Raw genomic sequence first — 19,868 nt, forward strand, 5'->3', positions numbered from 1 at the left:
CCGCGCCCAGATGATAGCCGGTCAATCCGGGCGGGAGCAGGACTTGCAGCAGACGAAACAGGCCGATGCCATGGGGCAGCAGAATGTCACCCGAGCCGGCCTCTTGGGCTGGATGCTCTTTGACTGGGCGGCCCAACCCTTCTTCACGGTGATCGTTACCTTCATTTTTGGCCCTTATTTCGTTTCCCGGCTCACGAGCGATGCTGACTATGGGCAGGCGATGTGGGGATACACACTGACCGTTTCCGGCATTATCATTGCAATTCTGTCTCCCATCCTCGGATCCATCGCCGATGCGACGGGTGCGAGAAAACCCTGGATCGCCTTTTTTGCCGTCATCAAGATCACCGCGCTTTCAGCGCTCTGGTTTGCTGCACCCGGCTCGCCGCTCGTCATTCCGTTGATCTGCATCGTGCTGGCCACGATCGCTGCGGAATTCTCGATCGTTTTCAATGATTCCATGCTGCCGAAGCTGGTGACGGAGGAGGAAACGGGCCGCATCTCCAATCTCGCCTGGGGGATTGGATATCTGGGTGGCATGATCGTGCTGATCGCCGTCGTTGCTTTGCTTGCCGGTAGTCCGGAATCCGGCAAAACATTGCTCGGTCTCGACCCTCTGTTCGGTCTTGATCCGGCGACGGGAGAGGATGCGCGCATCACGGGGCCGATCTCTGCCCTCTGGTACCTCGTCTTCATCCTGCCGATGTTCCTGTTCACCCCAGACACGAAGAAGACGGCAATTTCTGCTCGTGCAGCCGTCCGATCAGGACTGCGCGAACTTGGACATTCATTGCTCGAGTTGAAGCAACGGGAGGGCATGCTGCGGTTTCTTGTCGCCCGCATGATCTACCAGGATGGGGTGAACGGGCTTCTGGCACTCGGCGGCACATTTGCAGCCGGTATGTTCGCATGGCGAACCGTCGAGCTTGGGGTCTATGGGATCATTCTCAATGTTGTGGCGATCGGGGGGTGCCTCTACGCCAGCCGGCTCGATCGCAAGCTCGGTTCCAAGACCATCGTGATGGCAAGCCTCATATGCTTGGTGATCGCAACCCTCGGCATCGTTTCAACGGGACCCGGCTACACCCTCTTCGGCCTTTTACCTCTTTCCACCGACGACAGTGGGGGTCTCTTCGGCACAGCGGCAGAAAAGGCCTATATCGTCTTCGGCCTTCTTGTCGGGATCGCATTCGGGCCTGTACAGGCGTCGTCCCGTTCTTATCTTGCCCGCAGCGTGCGTCCTGACGAAGCTGGACGGTATTTCGGTCTCTACGCGCTGTCAGGCCGGGCGACTTCGTTTCTTGCACCGGCGTCTGTCGCGACCATTACCCTTGCCACAGGCTCCGCACGGTTGGGAATGATGGCGCTTGTCGCCTTTCTGGGGCTTGGACTGCTGCTCCTGCTGATGACCCCCTATCCGGCAAGCAAACGCGCATAAAAAACCTGCCGAGCAAAGAAGCGCGGCAGGTTTTCATGAGTGTTCGATACCGTCAGTGGCGGAAGTGGCGCATCCCCGTAAAGACCATGGCGATGCCGGCCTCGTCAGCCGCCGCAATCACCTCGTCGTCCCGCATAGACCCGCCCGGCTGGATGACCGCCGTGGCGCCGGCAGCGACCGCAGATAGCAGGCCGTCGGCAAATGGCAGGAACGCTTCGGATGCGACTGCAGAGCCTATCGTCAGCGGCTTCGGCAATCCGAGTGTCTTGGCAGCTTCTTCGGCCTTGATGGCCGCGATCCGCACGGAATCCACCCGGCTCATCTGGCCGGCACCAATCCCGACGGTCTGACCATTCTTGGCATAGACGACCGCGTTCGACTTGACGTGTTTTGCGACCCTGAAGGCAAACTTCATGTCGATCAGTTCCTGCGCGCTCGGAGCCCGCTTGGTGACGACCTTGAGTTCGAGATCCTCAACCATGCCATTGTCACGGGTCTGGACAAGAAGACCGCCGGCAACGGTTTTCGCGGTAAGCCCTGGCACGCGGGGATCAGGAAGGGCTCCGGTTACCAAGAGACGCAAATTGACCTTGCGGGCAATGATGGCCTTAGCCTCGTCGCTGACTTCAGGCGCAATGATCACCTCGGTAAAGAGCTTGACGATTTCCTCGGCAGTTGCAGCATCCAATGTCTGGTTCAGGGCGATGATACCACCGAAAGCGGAGGTCGAATCGCAAGCCAAGGCGCGCGAATAAGCTTCCAGAAGCGTACTCCCGGTCGCAACGCCACAAGGGTTCGCATGCTTGATGATAGCGCAGGCAGGTCCTTGATCGGCCGGAAACTCCGCCACCAGTTCAAAGGCCGCATCGGTATCGTTGATATTGTTGTAGGAAAGCTGTTTTCCCTGAAGCAAAGTTGCCGTGGCGACGCCGGGACGGTTTTCGCCCGTTACATAGAACGCAGCCTTCTGGTGGGGATTTTCGCCGTAGCGCATCTCTTCCTTCAACACGCCGCCAATCGTCCTGTGACGCGGCATTGGCGTGTCCAGAACCTCGGCGAACCAGCTCGAAATCGCGGTATCGTAAGCGGCCGTGCGCGCATAGGCCTTGGCAGCCATGGTGCGACGGAAGGCAAAACTGGTCGTGCCCGACGCAAGCTCCTCAACGAGCACGCCGTAGTCTGCCGGATCGGTGAGGATCGTCACATAAGCATGATTCTTGGCGGATGCCCTGATCATCGCCGGGCCGCCAATATCGATATTTTCGACCGTGGTCGGATAATCCTCGCCCTTGGCCCGCACTTCCTCAAAGGGATAGAGATTGATCACAGCAAGATCGATTCCGGTAATGCCATGCTTGGTCATTGCCTCGACATGCTCCGCATCGTCGCGGATGGCAAGCAAACCACCGTGCACGCCTGGATGCAGTGTCTTCACGCGACCATCCATAACTTCCGGAAAACCGGTAAGCTCCGATACGTCGTCAACCGGCAATCCAGCCTCTGACAACGCCTTATGCGTGCCTCCGGTCGATACCAGACGGATGCCCTTTTCATGAAGTTGGCGAGCCAGATCGACGATCCCGGTCTTGTCCGATACGGAAAGCAGGGCAGTACGGACAGTTACCTGATCCGGAGCGGGAATTTTCTTGGAGGCGACGGCCATCAGCAAGCTCCTTATGCGGCGCCGGAGCATGGGATCCGGCCGTGGGCTATGGTTTGGGTGCCGTTAGCATAGCTACGGCCGAGAGGAAACCGTGGGGTTCCGCAGTTGGCGGATATTTTGCCTTCACAAATCACCATCGCTTCGCGAGCAACCGGAGACTCCGGCTAAGTGTCGAAGCGGAAGCGCGTCATCCTTCGCGCGTCAGTATCCATTGAATCTCTGAGAGGTTCGCTGCGTTGAAGGCGATCAGAAGCTGTAGTGATTTTCGAACGCCGGAGGGATCAGCGAAGAAGATATCCTCTTCGATCGAGACCGGCGCATCGTGACAGGAAAACAGCCAGATCTCGCCATCCGGAGCCGTCAGATACACCTCGTTTTGGCTATGCTGGCGAAGCTTGATGGCCGGATGAATATGGAAACGCGCTTCCGCCTGGGCCGAAGCCGTTTCGCCAAGTTCGCCGCCATCCGGCTTCGTCAAACGATCTCGGCCGCGCAGCATCGTACCTTGAGCATTGAGGTTGAGATCGCGTTCGTGAAGAATTCCAAAGGCGTCGACATAGCCGTTGTGGCTGGCAACAACGGCTTCACCCCCGGTGGACTGACTCTCCCGTTCCACCCCGACCTTGGTCGCACCGCCGGTAACGATTGGTCCCAGGAAACGGGATTGGGACAATCGTGCGGACGAACGATCATTGATTGTCACCGTGGAATGCGCTGCCGTTGCCCGCGCCATCTGGCGAAATCTTTCGCCGGCGAATTTGGGTGAGCCTGAATTGATGATGTAGCGTTGTTTGCCCGATGACATCTCGAAGGACAGGCAGCCGGCATGAGCATTGCGCGACAGCTCTGGTGAAAGCGGAAGGCCGGTATCGACAATGACGGCCGTGTCACGCATCGCCAACCGCTCGTAACCTATATGCGGCATGCCCTTGAATGGTGCGCCGGAGGTTTCGTCATATCTGAGAACCGACATCAGCTCGTTTGCAAGGGTCGATGTGGCACCGTTGAATAACGCAAGTTCGCCACCCTGATGCCGAAAGAACCGCAAAGCCGGATACATGCGATCGATACATGGGATAAGCCGTGCCGGCAGATCGTGGCCAAGATTGACGTAAGTCTGGCGCAGCGGCAACAAATCGAGAAGCAGCTCCAGCCCGACGCGAGGATTGCGCGAGCAATGCCCGCCGTCAGGCAAAATTTGACGATCGAGTTCCTGATCGAGATTCCGCGCCGCCTTCCTGATGGAATTTTCCGAGGCCGGCATCGCTACCGAGGCCATGGCAAGCGCAATGCGGACCCGAAGCCGCGCTTCACCGTCGCGCGTCGTGTCAGCCACGTGCCTTAAGTAGCGCAGCTGAAATGCAAGACTTTTCAGAAAACGACGATAGAACGCGTGCTCGGTGTTTCGGAGAATAACAGGCGAGTGGGATAGCCAGGCGATGACCCTTTGCGCAATGATATCAGGATCCCAGGAAAGCCCCCCGATATGACGCCCATGGGTGATAATCCAATCATTCAACACTTGCCTTAGGCGAACGAAGTCCTTTTCCTCGCTGAGAGATCGCATATGGCGGACCCAACCGAAAGAATGCAGCCTGACCGCAAATTCATGGGAAGGAAGATCCAGTTCGAACGGAGATTCGCCCTCGGTGTCAAGAACCCGGCCAGCAAGTGGAAAACGGCCATCGATGATCTCATTGGCAACGAAAGGATCAACGGCCCGAAGATCCGTCGGCGCCACGATCAGGCGATCCGGCGTTCGGCCTGCAAAGCGACCAGCACTGTTGCGGCCCAAGGCAAGCCTGCGCGAAAATCGGCGCCAGCCCTCACGCAGATACAGATAGAGAAGCCTCTGGCGGTCCGAAAAACGCATTACGCCCGCATGTCTCCCCCAGTTCCAAGACGTGCCAAGCAATCACATGATGCAACACTGCCTAGCAAAATCAGTCCGGAATTGCCTAAACTTTTACGGATAATGCATTGTTGTCCGAGGAGGACGGTGCCGTCAATCGAATGCATGGAATGGATTGTTGACAGCCGGTTCACATCTCGTGATGAAACTAGACTGTGCGGCGCAAAACCACGGCATAAAAACCGTCCAAACCACCGGAAAACTCACCTTCCGGAGCAATCATGGCTGGTGTGGTTCGAAATTCGCCCAAAGGCGTTACGGCCTCTTCCAATCCGGGCCAGTCCGACTCCTGTATCGCAATACGTTCGCAGAGGCCGCTATCGACCACGCTCTTCGCAACATCCTCCCCCTCACTCCAATCGAGCGAGCAGTTAGAAAAGACAACGATGCCACCCGGCTTAACCAATGTCAGCGCGTGACGTAAAAGACGCTCCTGCAGGGCGGCAAGCTTTGCGATATCCTCCGGTCCCTTGGTCCAGAGAACATCGGGGTGGCGGCGGATGGTACCGGTGGACGAACAAGGCGCATCCAACAGAGCCGCGTCGAAGAGTTCACCGGTTGTGAACTTTCCCATATCGGCTTCGAGCGCATCGGCCGAAAATCCCAGACGCGCCAGATTGCGTTCCAGGCGCTTCAACCGGCTTCTGGACTGATCAAGAGCCGTCACCTCGCCGCCAGCGAGAACCAGCTGTGCGGTTTTCCCCCCTGGGGCGGCGCAGAGATCGATGACACGCTTGCCTGCAAGCGGGCCAAACAGCCGCGCGGGCAACGATGCCGCCGCATCCTGAACCCACCACTCGCCATCTTCGAAGCCGGAAAGACTGGGTACCGAACCGACAAAGCTGGCAAGCCGCACCGAACCAGTCGGCAATACCCGACCGTTCAGACGGCTGGCCCAGCCTTCGGCATCCGACTTGACGGTCAGGTCGATGGCAGCAGGCGTCAACAAGGCCTCTGCTATTTCGTTTGCATGGTCCTTGCCATAGGTCGCCACGAGGCGCTCATGAAACCACGCAGGGATAGCCGGAATGGTGGATCCGACTGTCGCAAGCAGATCGTGCTTTTCCCGCGAGAGCCGACGCAACACGGCATTGACCAGATTTGCGAACCGTTTCGTGCGCGGATCGGTCCTAGCCTGCTCGACAGCGAGATCGACAGCCGAGTGATCCGGAATATCGAGATAAAGGATCTGCGCTGCTGCAATCGCAAGCACGTGTTCCAACGTGCGCGCACCTTCCGGAAGGGGCGTTTCCAGAAGCGAACCGACCATCGCCTGGATGCGTGGCAACTGACGAAGCGCCGAATTGAGAATGGCGCGCACGAGAGCGCGATCGGCCTCGTTCAGGGCACGATAAGCGGGATTGCCGTTGGTCGCATCCAGCATGCCATCAAGAGACGTCTTGCGGTCAACCACTGCGGCCAGCATTTTTGCCGCCACCTGACGCGCCTGCAGACCCGGCTTGTCACTCCCAGAGGAGTTGAACCCCCAGGTTTTGCGGGGTCGTTTCGCGGGCGAATCGTTATTGCGGCTGTCAGATGTCAAGACCAGGGACCTTTTGGCGGTTCGGAGCCACCGCGTCCCAAGCCCGTTGATGGTACGGAGCGCGATTTGCGCACCGCCTTATCAGGCTGCGCCGGCGGCGTCGAGGCCGGGCGCATCTCCCGCGCCATCTGCTCGAGAGCCGCAAGACGGTTTTCCGTCGCCGGATGGGTGGAAAAGAGATTATCCATGCGTTCGCCGGAAAGCGGATTGATGATGAACATCGGCGCAGTCGTCGGGTTATGCTCCGCGATAGGGTTGGGGACCCGGTGCGCCGCACCGGCGATCTTGGCCAAGGCAGAGGCGAGAGCCATTGGCTTGCCGCAAATTTCCGCGCCGCGTCGATCGGCCGAATATTCGCGCGTCCGGCTGATGGCCATCTGGACGACCATTGCCGCGAGAGGTGCGACCACCATGGCGACAATCGTGCCGATGAAGCCTAACGGGTTGTTGTTCTCGCGATTTCCGCCGAAGAAGAATGCAAAATTGCCGAGCATGGAGATCGCCCCGGCGAGCGTTGCCGTAATGGTCATCGTCAGCGTGTCGCGGTTCTGGATATGGGCGAGCTCATGCGCCATGACACCCGCCACCTCGTCATAATTCAGCGCGTGAAGCAGCCCTGTCGAGGCGGCAACGGCTGCATTTTCGGGATTTCGCCCCGTCGCAAAAGCGTTTGGCTGGGGGCTGTCGATGACGAAGACTCGAGGCATGGGCAAGCCGGCACGACCTGCAAGGTCCCGCACGATGCCGTAATATTGCGGTGCGGAACGCTCGTCGACTTCCTGCGCATTGTACATGCGCAAGACAAGCTTGTCGGAATTCCAATAGGAAAACACGTTCATGCCTGCGGCAATAAAGAAGGCGATCATCATGCCGCTTTTGCCGCCGATTACAAAACCGACAGCCATGAAAAGAGCGGTCATGAGCGCCAGCAGCATTGCGGTGCGGATCACATTCATCGAAATCTCCCGACCTTCTCGATCAAATTTCTACTGCGTTTCACGTGAATCACGGTTTTCCTTCCCGCAGCTCTTGCCTATATGATGGGGTAACGAGGCCTCGTCTTCAATATTTCATTGGATTTTCCGCCATGACGCCTGTCAATGACAATGACAATAGGGATTTGCCGAAACTCGAGAAAAAGCTCTCACCTGCGGCAGAACGCGCCTTGCAGGAGGCAGAGGCGAGAAGACAACAGGCGCAAGCTGGGGAAATGCCGAAGGAACTCGGCGGCCGCGGCGGCCAGGACCCGGCCCGCTTCGGCGATTGGGAAATCAATGGGCGGGCTATCGATTTTTAGAGCTGATTTCCGAAGGAGATGAATCTGGCTCAATAACGCCCGGCTCCGGATCTCTCGTCATCTGCGACTATCAAAAGCCGTCTGAAACTACGCAATTTTTAGTTATTCCGGATGCATATCTCTGATCGCATCCAGTGCGCATCGGCTAACCCGCTTCGGGTTAGCCGATGCGAGAGCTTTCGCTAGGTTTTGTTCTGCCGGTTGGCGATCAGATCGTCGACAACGGCCGGATCTGCGAGCGTGGACGTATCCCCCAGGCTGGCAAAATCATCTTCGGCGATTTTTCGCAGAATACGCCGCATGATCTTGCCGGAACGCGTCTTGGGCAGGCCCGGTGCAAACTGGATTTTATCCGGCGTGGCAATCGGGCCGATTTCCTTGCGCACATGTTTGACCAGATCCTGCCGCAGCTCATCCGTGCCTGTCTGACCAGCCATCAGCGAGACGTAGCAATAGATGCCTTGTCCTTTGAGGCTATGCGGATAGCCGACCACGGCTGCTTCCGACACAAGATGATGGGAAACAAGCGCGGATTCGACTTCGGCAGTCCCGAGCCGATGACCCGAAACATTGAGCACGTCATCGACGCGACCGGTAATCCAGTAATAACCGTCTTCATCCCTTCGGCAGCCGTCGCCAGTGAAGTACCTGCCCTTGTATGTCGCGAAATAGGTCTGGGCGAAACGTGCATGATCCCCATAGATCGTGCGCATCTGGCCCGGCCAACTGTCGATGATGCAGAGATTGCCGTCAGCAGCGCCTTCCAATACCGCGCCTTCATTGTCCACCAGTTGCGGTTTGACACCGAAGAAGGGGCGGGTTGCCGAACCCGGCTTCAAATCCGTGGCACCTGGAAGCGGCGTGATGAGGATGCCGCCTGTTTCCGTCTGCCACCACGTATCGACGATGGGACTGCGGGCATCACCGACCACGTTATAGTACCATTCCCAGGCTTCCGGGTTGATCGGTTCCCCGACCGAACCGAGAAGCCGCAGCGAAGAGCGTGAAGAGCGCTTTACAAACGCATCGCCAGCGCCCATCAGCGCACGGATCGCGGTGGGCGCCGTGTAGAAGATATTGACCTTGTGCTTGTCGATGATTTCCCAGAAGCGGCCGGAATCCGGGAAATTCGGGACACCTTCGAACATGACAGTCGTCGCGCAGTTGGCGAGCGGCCCATAGACGATATAAGAGTGACCAGTCACCCAACCAACATCGGCCGTGCACCAGTAAATATCGCCCTCGTGATAGTCGAAGACATATTTGTGGGTCATCGAGGCATAGACGAGATAACCACCGGTCGTATGCAGAACGCCCTTCGGTTTTCCGGTCGAACCGGACGTGTAGAGAATGAAGAGTGGATCTTCCGCCTTCATGCGCGCCGGCGGGCAGTCGCGTGGTACGCTCGCCACTTCCTGATGGTACCAAAGATCGCGACCCGGCGCCCAGCCGGTCTTGCCGCCGGTGCGACGAACCACCAGAACCTTGTTGACAATTACATGCTGCTTGGCCGCGATATCGATCGCCGTATCGGTGTTTTCCTTGAGCGGAACAGGCTTACCGCCGCGAACGCCTTCATCGCAGGTAATGACAAAAGTGGATTCGCAATCGACGATGCGTCCCGCCAGCGCATCTGGTGAGAAGCCGCCGAAAACAACGGAATGGATCGCGCCGATACGGGCACAGGCGAGCATCGCGTAGGTCGCCTCAGGCACCATCGGCATATAGATGGTGACGCGATCGCCTTTCTTGACGCCATGCTTCTTCATGACATTAGCGAGACGGCAGACCTGCTCATGCAGCTCGTTATAGGTGATCTTCTTATCGATATACGGGTTGTCGCCCTCCCAGATAATGGCGACCTGATCGCCATGGGTCTTCAGATGACGGTCGATACAGTTGTAGGAAACATTGGTGATGCCGTCCTCGAACCATTTGATCGAAACCTTGCCGGTAAACGATGTATTCTTGACCTTCGTGTAGGGCTTGAACCAATCGATGCGCATCCCGTGCTTGTCCCAGAAACGCTCCGGATTTTCGACGCTTTCGCGATACCATTTCTGATAGGTATCGTTATCGATCAGCGCCCGGCTTTTGGCGGATTTCAGGACCGGATAGATCTTGGCGGACATGCAATTTCCTCCCTGCGTAGGCGATATCGGCGGCACATCTCCCGGTGCGCGCCATGCTCCGGCGCCATTCTTATCAGGTCAAACCACAGCGGCAATTAGACAAAAGGTCATTTGCTCAAGAAGAATTGCATTTCTGCGACGACGGAGGTATAGAAGCGCTCATTTCCCGGAAATCAGTGGTTACACCCCACGGCCCGCGACACCGGCGCGGACGGACAGAAGGACTATATCCATGGCTCAACAACTGCTTATGCCCAAGGCGACGGCCGTCTGGCTTGTTGACAATACTGCCCTGTCTTTCGACCAGATTGCACAATTCTGCAAGCTGCATCCGCTGGAAGTCAAGGCGATTGCCGATGGTGAGTCGGCTCAGGGCATCAAGGGTCTGGATCCGATCTCAACCGGCCAGCTTTCGCGCGACGAGATCGCTCGCGCCGAGGGCAACCCGAACCACAAGCTGAAGCTTTCCGAACCGAAGGTTCGTGTGCCAGAAAGCAAGCGCAAAGGCCCGCGCTATACCCCGGTTTCCAAGCGTCAGGACCGTCCGAACGCCATTCTCTGGTTGGTGCGCAATCATCCGGAACTGAAGGATGCCCAGATCTCGCGTCTCGTCGGCACCACCAAGTCGACGATTGAGCAGATCCGCGAACGCACCCACTGGAACTCGACGAACCTGACTGCAATGGACCCGGTGACGCTTGGTCTCTGCACCCAGATCGACCTGGACCTCGAAGTCGAACGCGCCTCCAAGGGCCGTCCGCTGCCGACAGCTGCGGAGCTCGGCGCAACTCTCGAATCCTCGCAGGAAACGGAAAAGCTCGGCTTCTCCTACGAGCGCGAGGAAGAGAAGGAAATGGACGCCGACGCCGTTTTCGCAAAGCTCAAGTCGCTGAAGTCCGATCGCAAGGACGACGAAGACGACGACTATTGAGCCGTCCGAAAAGGCTCATCTTCTGCATCCACAAAGCCCGGGTTCGTTGAGCCCGGGTTTTTTACGCGGAACATTCAGGAAGCCGCGCCTATCCCGCGCGCATTCAGCGCCAGTGTGATTTCTTCAAGCACGATGGGATCGTCAATCGTTGCCGGCATCTTCCAGCTTTCACGATCGGCGATCTTTTGCATCGTGCCGCGCAAGATTTTTCCCGATCGCGTCTTGGGCAATCGCTTCACGCAGATCGCCGTCTTGAAGGCGGCCACCGGGCCAAGACGATCGCGCACCAGGCCTATGACCTCTCGTTCAATTTCAGCCGCATCCCGTTCGACATTGGCGTTTATCACGAGGAAACCTGCAGGAACCTGGCCCTTGATCGGATCCGCGATGCCGATAACCGCGCATTCGGCGACATCCGCATGACTTGCGCATATCTCCTCCATTGATCCCGTGGAAAGCCGGTGCCCCGCGACATTGATGATGTCGTCGGTGCGCGACATGATGAAGATATAACCGTCATCATCGATGTATCCGGCATCAGCCGTGCGGTAGTAACCCGGAAATTCCGACAGGCATCCCCTGCGAAAACGCTCATCAGCTTTCCAGAAGGTCGGCAGGCAGCCGGGCGGCAGCGGCAGCTCTATGACGATATTTCCGAGCGTGCCTGCGGGGAGGGGATGACCGGCGTCATCCAGCACGCAAATCGTGTACCCGGGCATCGGGACAGCGGCGGAACCGTATTTCACCGGTAGGAGACCGAGGCCGAGCGGGTTGGCAGCGATCGGCCAGCCGGTTTCTGTCTGCCACCAATTGTCGATGACCGGCGTGCCGAGCACCGCCTCGGCCCAGCGCACTGTATCCGGATCTGCCCTCTCACCCGCGAGGAAAAGTGCCCGCAAGCTGGAGAGATCGGCACTCTTCGCTTTGACACCTTCGGGATCTTCCTTGCGGATAGCTCTCAACGCCGTCGGCGCGGTGAACAGAACCGACACTTTGTGATCTGCGATAACCCGCCAGAATGCACCGGCGTCGGGCGTTCCCACAGGCTTTCCTTCATAAAGGACCGTCGTGCTTCCGTTTAAAAGCGGTGCATAGACGATATAGGAGTGGCCGACGACCCAACCGATGTCGGACGCCGCCCAGAAAACCTCGCCCGGACCGATGCCGAAGATATTGGGAAGTGACCACCGGAGCGCAACCATGTGGCCGCCATTGTCCCGCACGATGCCCTTGGGCTGGCCAGTCGTGCCGGAGGTATAGAGAATGTAAAGCGGATCTGTCGCGCGAACGGCAACACAAGGAACTGCCCTCCCTGCCTGACGAGACCGCTCCATCGCGGCGGCAAAATCGATATCACGGATCTCGTCGATCGCGGCTTCTACCTGTTCTCGCTGCAGAATGAGACAACGATCCGGCTTATGCGGGCTTAAAGCAATCGCTGCATCGAGCAGGGGCTTGTAGGCAATCAAGCGGCCGCTCTCGACACCACAGCTTGCCGACACAACCAGCTTCGCCTCCGTATCATTGATCCGGACAGCCAGCTCGTTCGCGGCAAATCCGCCGAAAACAACGGAATGCACTGCCCCGATACGCGCTGCCGCCAACATAGCGAAAACAGCCTCGGGGATCATCGGCATATAGATGATGATTCGGTCGCCCTTAGAGATCCCCAGGTCAAGATAAACGGCGGCCAGGGTTTCCACCTCGGCCAGCATATCGCTATAACTGAAATGTTGAACACGATCGGTAACCGGGCTGTCATAGATCAGCGCATAGCGATCGCCGTGACCCGCCTCGACATGGCGATCGAGACAATTGCAGCAGGTGTTGGTTTCACCATCGGCAAACCAGTGCCCGTAAACGCCAAGCGTTCCGTCGAACGCGCGGTTGGGTTTGCGGTACCAGTCGATATCCTCGGCAGCTTTCCCCCAGAAAGCGTCGCTGCTCGTGTTCCATGCGCCATAGACAGCATGATAGCTCGTTGCCATCGCCATTTCCTCCACTCCCAACCGACACTATCGGCTCCTCATCTGCGAGACTAGGAGAACGGATGCTTCAGGAGAAGCCAGACGAAAGCCTAAGCTTCTTATCGCGTGCCGAAGATCGCCGAGCCAACCCGCACACTGGTCGCACCGAATTCGATTGCCGTCGTGAAATCGCCGGACATCCCCATCGACAGCCGATCGACAGCGCAACGCGACGCGAGCTTGGCAAGAAGAGCGAAATGCGGTCCCGGATTTTCATCGGCCGGCGGTATGCACATCAGCCCTTCGATCTCGATACCGATGGCGCCCCGGCAAAGAGAGACGAAGTCCACTGTATCGGCCGGAGCGATGCCCGCCTTTTGTGGCTCGAGTCCGGTATTAACCTGAACATACAGCTTCAGCAGGCGTTGCTGCTTGCGCATCTCCTCCGCAACCGCACGGGCGATCTTTTCGCGATCGATCGTTTCAATGACGTCAAACAGGGTAACGGCATCAGCCGCCTTGTTGGATTGGAGGGGCCCGATCAGATGCAGCTCAAGCCCGGGCGTCTCGCTTTTGAGCGCTGGCCATTTGGTTTGCGCTTCCTGCACCCGGTTTTCACCGAAAACACGCTGTCCTCCAGCAACAACCGGTCGGATTGCATCCGCATCGAAAGTCTTTGAGACGGCCACGAGTCCCGTGGACCCTTCCGCTCGTCCGGCATAACGTTCCGCGTCGCGAATCCGGCTCAGGACTTCGCTCAATCTGTCGATCACATCCATCTATCCCATCCCCGCGGTCAAATTGGCTCTCTGCCTTGAAAACTCAAGATTGCCGGACCAGATAGCGAAAGCAAACTCCGCTGCCAAGGGAACCGACCGACAAGCTGTCGCCAAGCCCCAAAGTTTCACCCCAACGCCCTCGAAAACTTGACGCTACGCCTGTTTCATGGTGAAGGTCACCCCAAATATCGAAGGGCATGCGCCCACTCAATTTCCGGAACATCTTTCATGGCCACCGAACGTTATAATCCGCGCGATGCCGAGCCCCGCTGGCAGCAGGAATGGGACAAGAACAGCGTCTACGAGACCGACAACAACGACCCGCGCGAAAAATACTACGTGCTTGAGATGTTCCCCTATCCGTCCGGGCGCATTCATATGGGCCATGTTCGCAACTACGCGATGGGCGACGTCGTGGCGCGTTACAAGCGCGCCCGTGGCTATAACGTCCTGCATCCCATGGGTTGGGACGCCTTCGGCATGCCGGCGGAAAACGCTGCAATGGAGCGCGGCGTCCACCCAGCTTCCTGGACCTACCAGAACATTCGAGCGATGAAGGCGCAGCTGAAGGTCATGGGGCTCTCGCTGGACTGGAGCCGTGAGTTCGCCACCTGCGATGTCGAATATTACCAGCATCAACAATATCTGTTCCTGGATTTCCTCGAGAAGGGCCTCGTCTATCGCAAGCAGTCGAAGGTCAATTGGGATCCGGTCGACCACACCGTGCTCGCCAACGAGCAGGTAATCGACGGCCGCGGCTGGCGTTCCGGAGCGCTGGTGGAACAGCGCGAGTTGACACAGTGGTTCTTCCGCATCACCGATTTCAGTCAGGACCTGCTCGATTCCCTCGATAAGCTCGATCAGTGGCCGGAAAAAGTGCGGCTGATGCAGCGCAACTGGATCGGTCGGTCGGAAGGCCTGACGATCCGTTGGGAAATCGCTGGCTCACCAATTGCGTCGGGAGAGACCGAGCTAACTGTCTATACGACTCGCCCCGACACCCTTTTCGGCGCCTCGTTCCTCGCGATTGCGGCGGATCACCCACTTGCGCGACAAGCCGCGGAAGATAACAAGGCAATAGCCGACTTCTGCGACGAATGCCGCCGTGCCGGTACCTCGCTTGCTGCCCTTGAGACGGCCGAGAAAAAGGGCATGGACACAGGCATTCGCGTCAGGCATCCACTGGACGCAAGCTGGGAATTGCCGGTCTATGTCGCCAATTTCGTGCTGATGGACTACGGCACGGGCGCCATCTTCGGCTGCCCGTCCGGAGACCAGCGCGACCTTGATTTCGCGCGCAAGTATGATCTTCCCGTTGTGCCCGTCGTCATGCCGAAGGACGGCGACGCCGCGACCTTCAACGTTGGCGATGAAGCTTATGTCGGCGATGGCGTGATGATCAATTCGCGCTTCCTGGATGGCCTCTCCACGGAAGAGGCCTTCGAGCGTGTCGCATCGACCCTTGAAAAGACTGAGATCGACAGAGCCCCACAGGCAGAGCGGAAAGTGAATTTCCGCCTGCGTGACTGGGGCATCTCCCGCCAGCGCTACTGGGGCTGCCCCATCCCCGTCATCCATTGCGAGGATTGCGGCGTGGTGCCTGTGCCGAAGCAGGATCTGCCGGTCAAACTGCCCGACGATGTCACATTCGACAAACCCGGCAATCCTCTCGACCGCCACCTCACGTGGCGGCACGTCGCTTGCCCGCAATGCGGCAAGGATGCGCGCCGGGAAACCGACACGATGGATACGTTCGTCGATTCGTCCTGGTATTTCACGCGTTTCACGGCACCCTGGGAAGATAAGCCGACGGATCCGAAGGTCGCCAGCCATTGGCTGCCTGTCGATCAGTACATCGGCGGCATCGAGCATGCGATCCTGCATCTGCTCTACTCGCGCTTCTTTACCCGGGCAATGAAGGCCACCGGTCACGTTGCTCTGGACGAGCCGTTCAAAGGTCTTTTCACGCAAGGCATGGTGGTTCACGAGACTTACAGCCGTGGTGAAGGGGCCCAGCGCGAATGGATCACGCCCGCTGAAATCCGCATCGAAGAGATCGATGGCGCTCGCAAGGCGACGCATATCGAGACCGGTGAACAGATCGCCATCGGCTCGATCGAGAAGATGTCGAAGTCGAAGAAGAATGTTGTCGATCCCGATGATATCATTGGATCCTATGGTGCCGACACCGCGCGGTTCTTCGTGCTGTCCGATTCACCACCGGATCGGGATGTCATCTGGTCGGAGGCGGGTGTGGAAGGATCGCATCGTTTCGTCCAGCGGACCTGGCGCCTGATCTCTGAAGCCTCTTCCGTGCTGCGACAGGCTTCCGCACAGCCGGCCGCGGCCGGCCCGGCACTTGAGACATCGCAGCTGGCCCACAAGACATTGAAGGCCGTGGAGGCTGATTATGAGAAGCTGGCCTTCAACAAGGCCGTTGCACGGCTTTACGAGCTGGTCAACGCACTGGCATCGCCGCTGACACAGGTCGCCGCCGGCAAGGCCGACAATGGCACCGTCAATGCCCTCAAGGATGCCGTCGTGATCCTGATCAACATGATCGCACCGATGATGCCGCATCTCGCGGAAGAATGCTGGCGCGAGATCGGCGGCAGCGGACTTATCGCGCAATCTCCCTGGCCTGCCTATGATGCAGCACTGGTGGCCGAAAACGAGATAACACTTCCCGTTCAGATCAACGGCAAGAAGCGTGCGGATTTGACAATTGCCCGCGATGCAGATCAGACTGAAGTCCAAAGCGCTGTCCTCGCCCTGGAGGCCGTCCAGGCGGCCCTGAATGGTCAGAGCCCGAAGAAGATCATCGTCGTGCCGCAGAGGATCGTGAATGTCGTTGTCTGAGAAAGCCCGACCCGCAACTCGTCTTGTTGCGATCGCAGCTATCCTTGTCGTGCTTTCAGGTTGTCAGGTTCGTCCGCTTTATTCGGAAGGGGCCAATGGTGCACCTGCGCAGAAACTCGCGTCAATCGACATCTCCGAGGCCGGAGACCGCGTCTCGCAGGAAGTGCGTAACCGCCTTATTTTCCTGGTTTCCGGAGGGGCCGGCGAGCCGGCTAATCCGCAGTACAAGCTCGCTTTGAACGTCAGCCGCGAGGTTACCGGCGTTCTCTACGAAACAGATGAGGCGGATACAGCCGATGCCGGCCGCGTCACCGTCAAGGCCGATTATAATCTGTCGCGTGCAGATACCGGGCAGACGGTGCGTTCGGGTGTTCGCAGTGCCATAGCGCTGGTGGACTTCCCAGATCAGGAATTCGCCAAACTTCGCGCCATCCGCGACGCGGAAAATCGTGCGGCCCGCGAACTCGCCGAGATTATTCGAGCCGACCTCGCCGCAGCGCTTGGTCGCTAACTGCCGTGGGCGAGATCAAATCCCATGAGTTTCACGGCTTTCTTCAGAAGCCGTTGGGCAGCAACAGGATTTTTCTCATATACGGGCCTGATCGCGGGCTGGTATCCGAGCGCGCCGCACAGATCGCTGCGAAGTCGGGTATCTCACTCGACGACCCTTTTTCCCTGGTAAAACTGGATGGCAGTGATCTGCAACAGAATCCGGGACGGCTTCTGGATGAAGTGAATTCCATTGGCCTCTTCGGCGGTGACAAGCTGGTGTGGATACGTGCGGCAGGCACTGAAAAGGGCCTGATCGATGCTTTCTCTTTCTTGGCCGAGGAACCTCCGGCTGCCAGCTATGTCATTGTAGAAGCCGGAGACCTGAAAAAGGGAGCGGGCCTTAGAAAGACCGCGGAAACGGCGCGCAGCGTTCTGGGTGTCTCCTGCTATGCGGATGACGCCCGGGCGGTCAATGCCTTGATAGACCAGGAACTTGGGCAAGAAAACCTTTCGATCACACCCGCTGCGCGACAACGGCTGTTGGAGACACTGGGTGGAGATCGCATCGCTTCACGCAACGAAATCAGAAAGCTTGCCCTCTATTGTCGCGGCCTAACCGCCGTCGAGGAGGAGCATGTCCTGGATATCGTCGGAGATGCGAGCGCTATTTCCGTCGATGATGCCGTCGATGCCGTCCTAAAGGGTGACGCGGATGGCTTGAACCGGGCAGTTCGCAAAATTGTTGCGTCAAAGACGGCCATCTTCCTGGTGCTTCAGGCTTGCCTCAAGCAATTCCAGCTTCTCGATCTCATGCGTTCCGAAATGGACGAGAAGCGCCAGCAGCCGGGGCAAGTGATCGCAACCATGGGCCGGCATCTGCATTTCCGGCGCAAGCCACTGGTCGAATCTGCATTACGACACTGGACAGGACCGGCACTCCAACGCGAGCTCGCCCGGTTGAACACCGCCGTATTTCAAAGCCGGTCAAGGCAAATCCTCGAAGACAGCATCGCCATGCACACGCTTCTGGCAATTACATTGCAGTCGGCTCGTCGATAACGTATTGATTTTTAACGGAAATCAAATTGTTACGGATACGAATCCATGCGGTGAGGCTCATCTGCGTTCAAGCAGACGGCAAATTTCCTCGAGTTGGTCGAGCGTCTTGTAGTCGATGCGCAAATGACCGCCGGCAGCCTTGTGATTTACGGTAACCTCCAGCCCAAGGCTATCCGTCAACGTACGTTCCAACGCCAGAGTGTCCGCATCTTTCTCCGGACGCGGCGGAGATTTGCCGAAGTTTGGATCATTCTGAGCGCGAATATCATTTTGCGCCAACCGCTCCGTGTCACGCACGGACAGCCCTTTACCAACCACCGAACGCGCAAGCGCCACTGGATCGGATGTAGGGATCAACGCGCGCGCATGGCCTGCCGACAGAGCGCCCGCCGACAGCATTTCCCTGACCGGATCTGGCAGTTTCAGGAGACGAAGGCTATTTGCCACGTGGCTACGGCTTTTGCCGATTATTTCCCCGAGATCGTTTTGCGTGTAACCATGCTCGGCAATTAGCTGTTCATAGCCAAGTGCCTCTTCAAGGGGATTGAGATCAGAGCGTTGAACATTTTCAACAATTGCGATTTCAAGCGCGGTGCGATCGTCCACATCCCGAACGATAACCGGGATATCAGAAAATCCTGCCAGTTGCGCAGCGCGCCAACGACGCTCGCCTGCAATGATTTCATAACGATCAGCAGAAATTGTGCGAACCACAATAGGTTGAACGATGCCGTGCTGCCGGATCGAGTTTGCAAGATCCTGAAGTTCACCCTCATCAAAACTGCGACGAGGATTGCGCGGATTGCGGGAGACGAATTCAATGGGTACGCGTCGATCCGCACTCACCGGTTTTGCAGGCGCATCGGGGGCCAATGGCTGATCCATCTCGCCGATCAAAGCCGCCAAACCGCGACCCAGCCGCCTTCTTGAATTGTCGTCGTTCATAACGGTTACTCACACATGTCGTTACGGTATCGAATCGGTCACGCAGCTTTGCGTTGCCGTTCACGCTGGATGACCTCGGATGCCAGCTGGAGATAAGCCTGGCTGCCGGCGCATTTCAGGTCATAAAGAATCGCCGGCTTGCCGTAGGATGGAGCCTCAGAAACACGCACGTTCCGTGGAATAAGAGTGTGATAAACCTTTTCCCCGAGATGGGTGCGTACATCGCTCACAACCTGCTGAGCCAGATTGTTGCGTGAATCAAACATCGTCAAGACAATACCTTGAATATCGAGTGTTGGATTAACGGACCTTCGAACCTGATCGACGGTTTCCAGCAGCTGACTGAGACCTTCAAGCGCGAAGAACTCGCATTGCAAAGGCACCAGCACCGAATGGGCAGCCGCCATCGCGTTCATCGTCAATAGATTGAATGACGGCGGGCAATCAACCAAGATATAGGAGTAGGTGAGGGCAGCTGGTGCGGCCAAGGCTTTGCGAAGACGGAAGATGCGATCACCCGCTTGAGCGATCTCCATTTCAATTCCCAGAAGATCCATTGTCGACGGTATGATCGAAAGATTGGGAACAACCGTCTCCTGGACGATTTCCTCGATCGCGTTCGAACCGATCATCAGGTCATATGAAGACAGCCGTCGGTCTTGGCGTCGGATGCCCAGCCCCGTGCTGGCATTCCCTTGGGGATCGAGATCGACAATAAGAACCCGCTCACCAATCGCCGCAAGGGCCGTCGCCAGATTGATTGCGGTCGTTGTCTTCCCAACGCCACCCTTTTGGTTGGCAATGGTAATGATCCGATTTTTTTCGCCTAGCATGTGCGCGTGTCCGCCAGT

The 19,868-nt window shown here is 57.8% G+C and carries 15 protein-coding genes; 6 read left to right on the forward strand and 9 right to left on the reverse strand.

Annotation, left to right across the window (positions count from 1 at the left end; genetic code table 11):
• The first annotated feature begins 70 nt into the window (after nucleotides 1-70).
• Nucleotides 71-1,438, forward strand: coding sequence for an MFS transporter (locus QO002_RS01610; protein WP_307233072.1), 1,368 nt, complete (start codon nucleotides 71-73; stop codon nucleotides 1,436-1,438).
• Nucleotides 1,439-1,490: 52 nt separating this feature from the next.
• On the opposite strand, the gene purH is transcribed toward QO002_RS01610, so the two are convergent.
• The 4 genes from purH to htpX form a co-directional block, all read right to left on the reverse strand.
• Complete coding sequence (gene purH / locus QO002_RS01615) at nucleotides 1,491-3,101, reverse strand: bifunctional phosphoribosylaminoimidazolecarboxamide formyltransferase/IMP cyclohydrolase (protein WP_307226032.1); 1,611 nt, start codon at nucleotides 3,099-3,101, stop codon at nucleotides 1,491-1,493.
• A gap of 187 nt (nucleotides 3,102-3,288) precedes the next feature.
• Nucleotides 3,289-4,974, reverse strand: coding sequence for a heparinase II/III family protein (locus tag QO002_RS01620; protein WP_307226034.1), 1,686 nt, complete (start codon nucleotides 4,972-4,974; stop codon nucleotides 3,289-3,291).
• A gap of 187 nt (nucleotides 4,975-5,161) precedes the next feature.
• Complete coding sequence (locus tag QO002_RS01625) at nucleotides 5,162-6,556, reverse strand: RsmB/NOP family class I SAM-dependent RNA methyltransferase (RefSeq protein WP_370878436.1); 1,395 nt, start codon at nucleotides 6,554-6,556, stop codon at nucleotides 5,162-5,164.
• On the reverse strand, nucleotides 6,553-7,512 hold the full coding sequence (gene htpX, locus QO002_RS01630) for a zinc metalloprotease HtpX (protein WP_307226036.1): 960 nt from the start codon (nucleotides 7,510-7,512) through the stop codon (nucleotides 6,553-6,555). The genes QO002_RS01625 and htpX overlap by 4 nt, the downstream gene beginning before the upstream one ends.
• Nucleotides 7,513-7,643: 131 nt before the next feature.
• On the opposite strand from htpX, the gene QO002_RS01635 reads away from it, so the two are divergent.
• Nucleotides 7,644-7,853, forward strand: a complete 210-nt coding sequence (locus QO002_RS01635; protein ID WP_307226038.1) for a DUF1674 domain-containing protein — start codon at nucleotides 7,644-7,646, stop codon at nucleotides 7,851-7,853.
• A 182-nt stretch (nucleotides 7,854-8,035) separates the two neighbouring features.
• Here the strand turns inward: QO002_RS01635 and acs are convergent, their stop codons facing one another.
• Complete coding sequence (gene acs / locus QO002_RS01640) at nucleotides 8,036-9,985, reverse strand: acetate--CoA ligase (protein ID WP_307226040.1); 1,950 nt, start codon at nucleotides 9,983-9,985, stop codon at nucleotides 8,036-8,038.
• A gap of 232 nt (nucleotides 9,986-10,217) precedes the next feature.
• Between acs and QO002_RS01645 the strand changes: the two genes are divergently transcribed.
• On the forward strand, nucleotides 10,218-10,916 hold the full coding sequence (locus tag QO002_RS01645; RefSeq protein ID WP_307226042.1) for a DUF1013 domain-containing protein: 699 nt from the start codon (nucleotides 10,218-10,220) through the stop codon (nucleotides 10,914-10,916).
• 74 nt (nucleotides 10,917-10,990) lie between these two features.
• Here QO002_RS01645 and QO002_RS01650 read toward each other — a convergent pair whose 3' ends face one another.
• Both QO002_RS01650 and QO002_RS01655 read right to left on the reverse strand, forming a co-directional pair.
• Nucleotides 10,991-12,904, reverse strand: a complete 1,914-nt coding sequence (locus QO002_RS01650) for an AMP-binding protein (RefSeq protein ID WP_307226045.1) — start codon at nucleotides 12,902-12,904, stop codon at nucleotides 10,991-10,993.
• A 98-nt stretch (nucleotides 12,905-13,002) separates the two neighbouring features.
• Nucleotides 13,003-13,662, reverse strand: a complete 660-nt coding sequence (locus QO002_RS01655) for a YggS family pyridoxal phosphate-dependent enzyme (RefSeq protein ID WP_307226047.1) — start codon at nucleotides 13,660-13,662, stop codon at nucleotides 13,003-13,005.
• A gap of 228 nt (nucleotides 13,663-13,890) precedes the next feature.
• On the opposite strand from QO002_RS01655, the gene leuS reads away from it, so the two are divergent.
• The 3 genes from leuS to holA are packed head-to-tail and all read left to right on the forward strand — an operon-like array spanning nucleotide 13,891 to nucleotide 18,072.
• On the forward strand, nucleotides 13,891-16,521 hold the full coding sequence (gene leuS / locus QO002_RS01660) for a leucine--tRNA ligase (RefSeq protein ID WP_307226049.1): 2,631 nt from the start codon (nucleotides 13,891-13,893) through the stop codon (nucleotides 16,519-16,521).
• Nucleotides 16,508-17,032, forward strand: a complete 525-nt coding sequence (locus QO002_RS01665) for an LPS assembly lipoprotein LptE (RefSeq protein WP_307226051.1) — start codon at nucleotides 16,508-16,510, stop codon at nucleotides 17,030-17,032. Before leuS ends, QO002_RS01665 begins: the two co-directional genes overlap by 14 nt.
• 5 nt (nucleotides 17,033-17,037) lie before the next feature.
• The gene (gene holA / locus QO002_RS01670) at nucleotides 17,038-18,072 is read left to right on the forward strand and encodes a DNA polymerase III subunit delta (RefSeq protein WP_307226054.1); all 1,035 of its coding nucleotides are present in this window, start codon (nucleotides 17,038-17,040) and stop codon (nucleotides 18,070-18,072) included.
• 57 nt (nucleotides 18,073-18,129) lie between these two features.
• Here holA and QO002_RS01675 read toward each other — a convergent pair whose 3' ends face one another.
• Nucleotides 18,130-19,017 carry a ParB/RepB/Spo0J family partition protein gene (locus QO002_RS01675; RefSeq protein WP_307226056.1) on the reverse strand — a complete coding sequence of 296 codons (888 nt, stop codon included), beginning with the start codon at nucleotides 19,015-19,017 and terminating at the stop codon, nucleotides 18,130-18,132.
• 38 nt (nucleotides 19,018-19,055) lie between these two features.
• Nucleotides 19,056-19,850: a ParA family protein gene (locus tag QO002_RS01680; RefSeq protein ID WP_307226058.1), complete on the reverse strand. Its 795-nt coding sequence runs from the start codon at nucleotides 19,848-19,850 to the stop codon at nucleotides 19,056-19,058.
• Nucleotides 19,851-19,868: the final 18 nt, after the last annotated feature.

This window comes from Pararhizobium capsulatum DSM 1112 (assembly GCF_030814475.1).
GTDB classification, from domain to species: domain Bacteria; phylum Pseudomonadota; class Alphaproteobacteria; order Rhizobiales; family Rhizobiaceae; genus Pararhizobium; species Pararhizobium capsulatum.

What these genes read in the sequence shown, in the direction of transcription:
- QO002_RS01610 (WP_307233072.1), top strand. Translation starts at nt 71, where the DNA reads ATGGGGCAGCAGAATGTCACCCGAGCCGGCCTCTTGGGCTGGATGCTC.
- purH (WP_307226032.1), bottom strand. Translation starts at nt 3,101, where the DNA reads ATGGCCGTCGCCTCCAAGAAAATTCCCGCTCCGGATCAGGTAACTGTC.
- QO002_RS01620 (WP_307226034.1), bottom strand. Translation starts at nt 4,974, where the DNA reads ATGCGTTTTTCGGACCGCCAGAGGCTTCTCTATCTGTATCTGCGTGAG.
- htpX (WP_307226036.1), bottom strand. Translation starts at nt 7,512, where the DNA reads ATGAATGTGATCCGCACCGCAATGCTGCTGGCGCTCATGACCGCTCTT.
- QO002_RS01635 (WP_307226038.1), top strand. Translation starts at nt 7,644, where the DNA reads ATGACGCCTGTCAATGACAATGACAATAGGGATTTGCCGAAACTCGAG.
- acs (WP_307226040.1), bottom strand. Translation starts at nt 9,985, where the DNA reads ATGTCCGCCAAGATCTATCCGGTCCTGAAATCCGCCAAAAGCCGGGCG.
- QO002_RS01645 (WP_307226042.1), top strand. Translation starts at nt 10,218, where the DNA reads ATGGCTCAACAACTGCTTATGCCCAAGGCGACGGCCGTCTGGCTTGTT.
- QO002_RS01650 (WP_307226045.1), bottom strand. Translation starts at nt 12,904, where the DNA reads ATGGCAACGAGCTATCATGCTGTCTATGGCGCATGGAACACGAGCAGC.
- QO002_RS01655 (WP_307226047.1), bottom strand. Translation starts at nt 13,662, where the DNA reads ATGGATGTGATCGACAGATTGAGCGAAGTCCTGAGCCGGATTCGCGAC.
- leuS (WP_307226049.1), top strand. Translation starts at nt 13,891, where the DNA reads ATGGCCACCGAACGTTATAATCCGCGCGATGCCGAGCCCCGCTGGCAG.
- QO002_RS01665 (WP_307226051.1), top strand. Translation starts at nt 16,508, where the DNA reads ATGTCGTTGTCTGAGAAAGCCCGACCCGCAACTCGTCTTGTTGCGATC.
- QO002_RS01675 (WP_307226056.1), bottom strand. Translation starts at nt 19,017, where the DNA reads ATGAACGACGACAATTCAAGAAGGCGGCTGGGTCGCGGTTTGGCGGCT.
- QO002_RS01680 (WP_307226058.1), bottom strand. Translation starts at nt 19,850, where the DNA reads ATGCTAGGCGAAAAAAATCGGATCATTACCATTGCCAACCAAAAGGGT.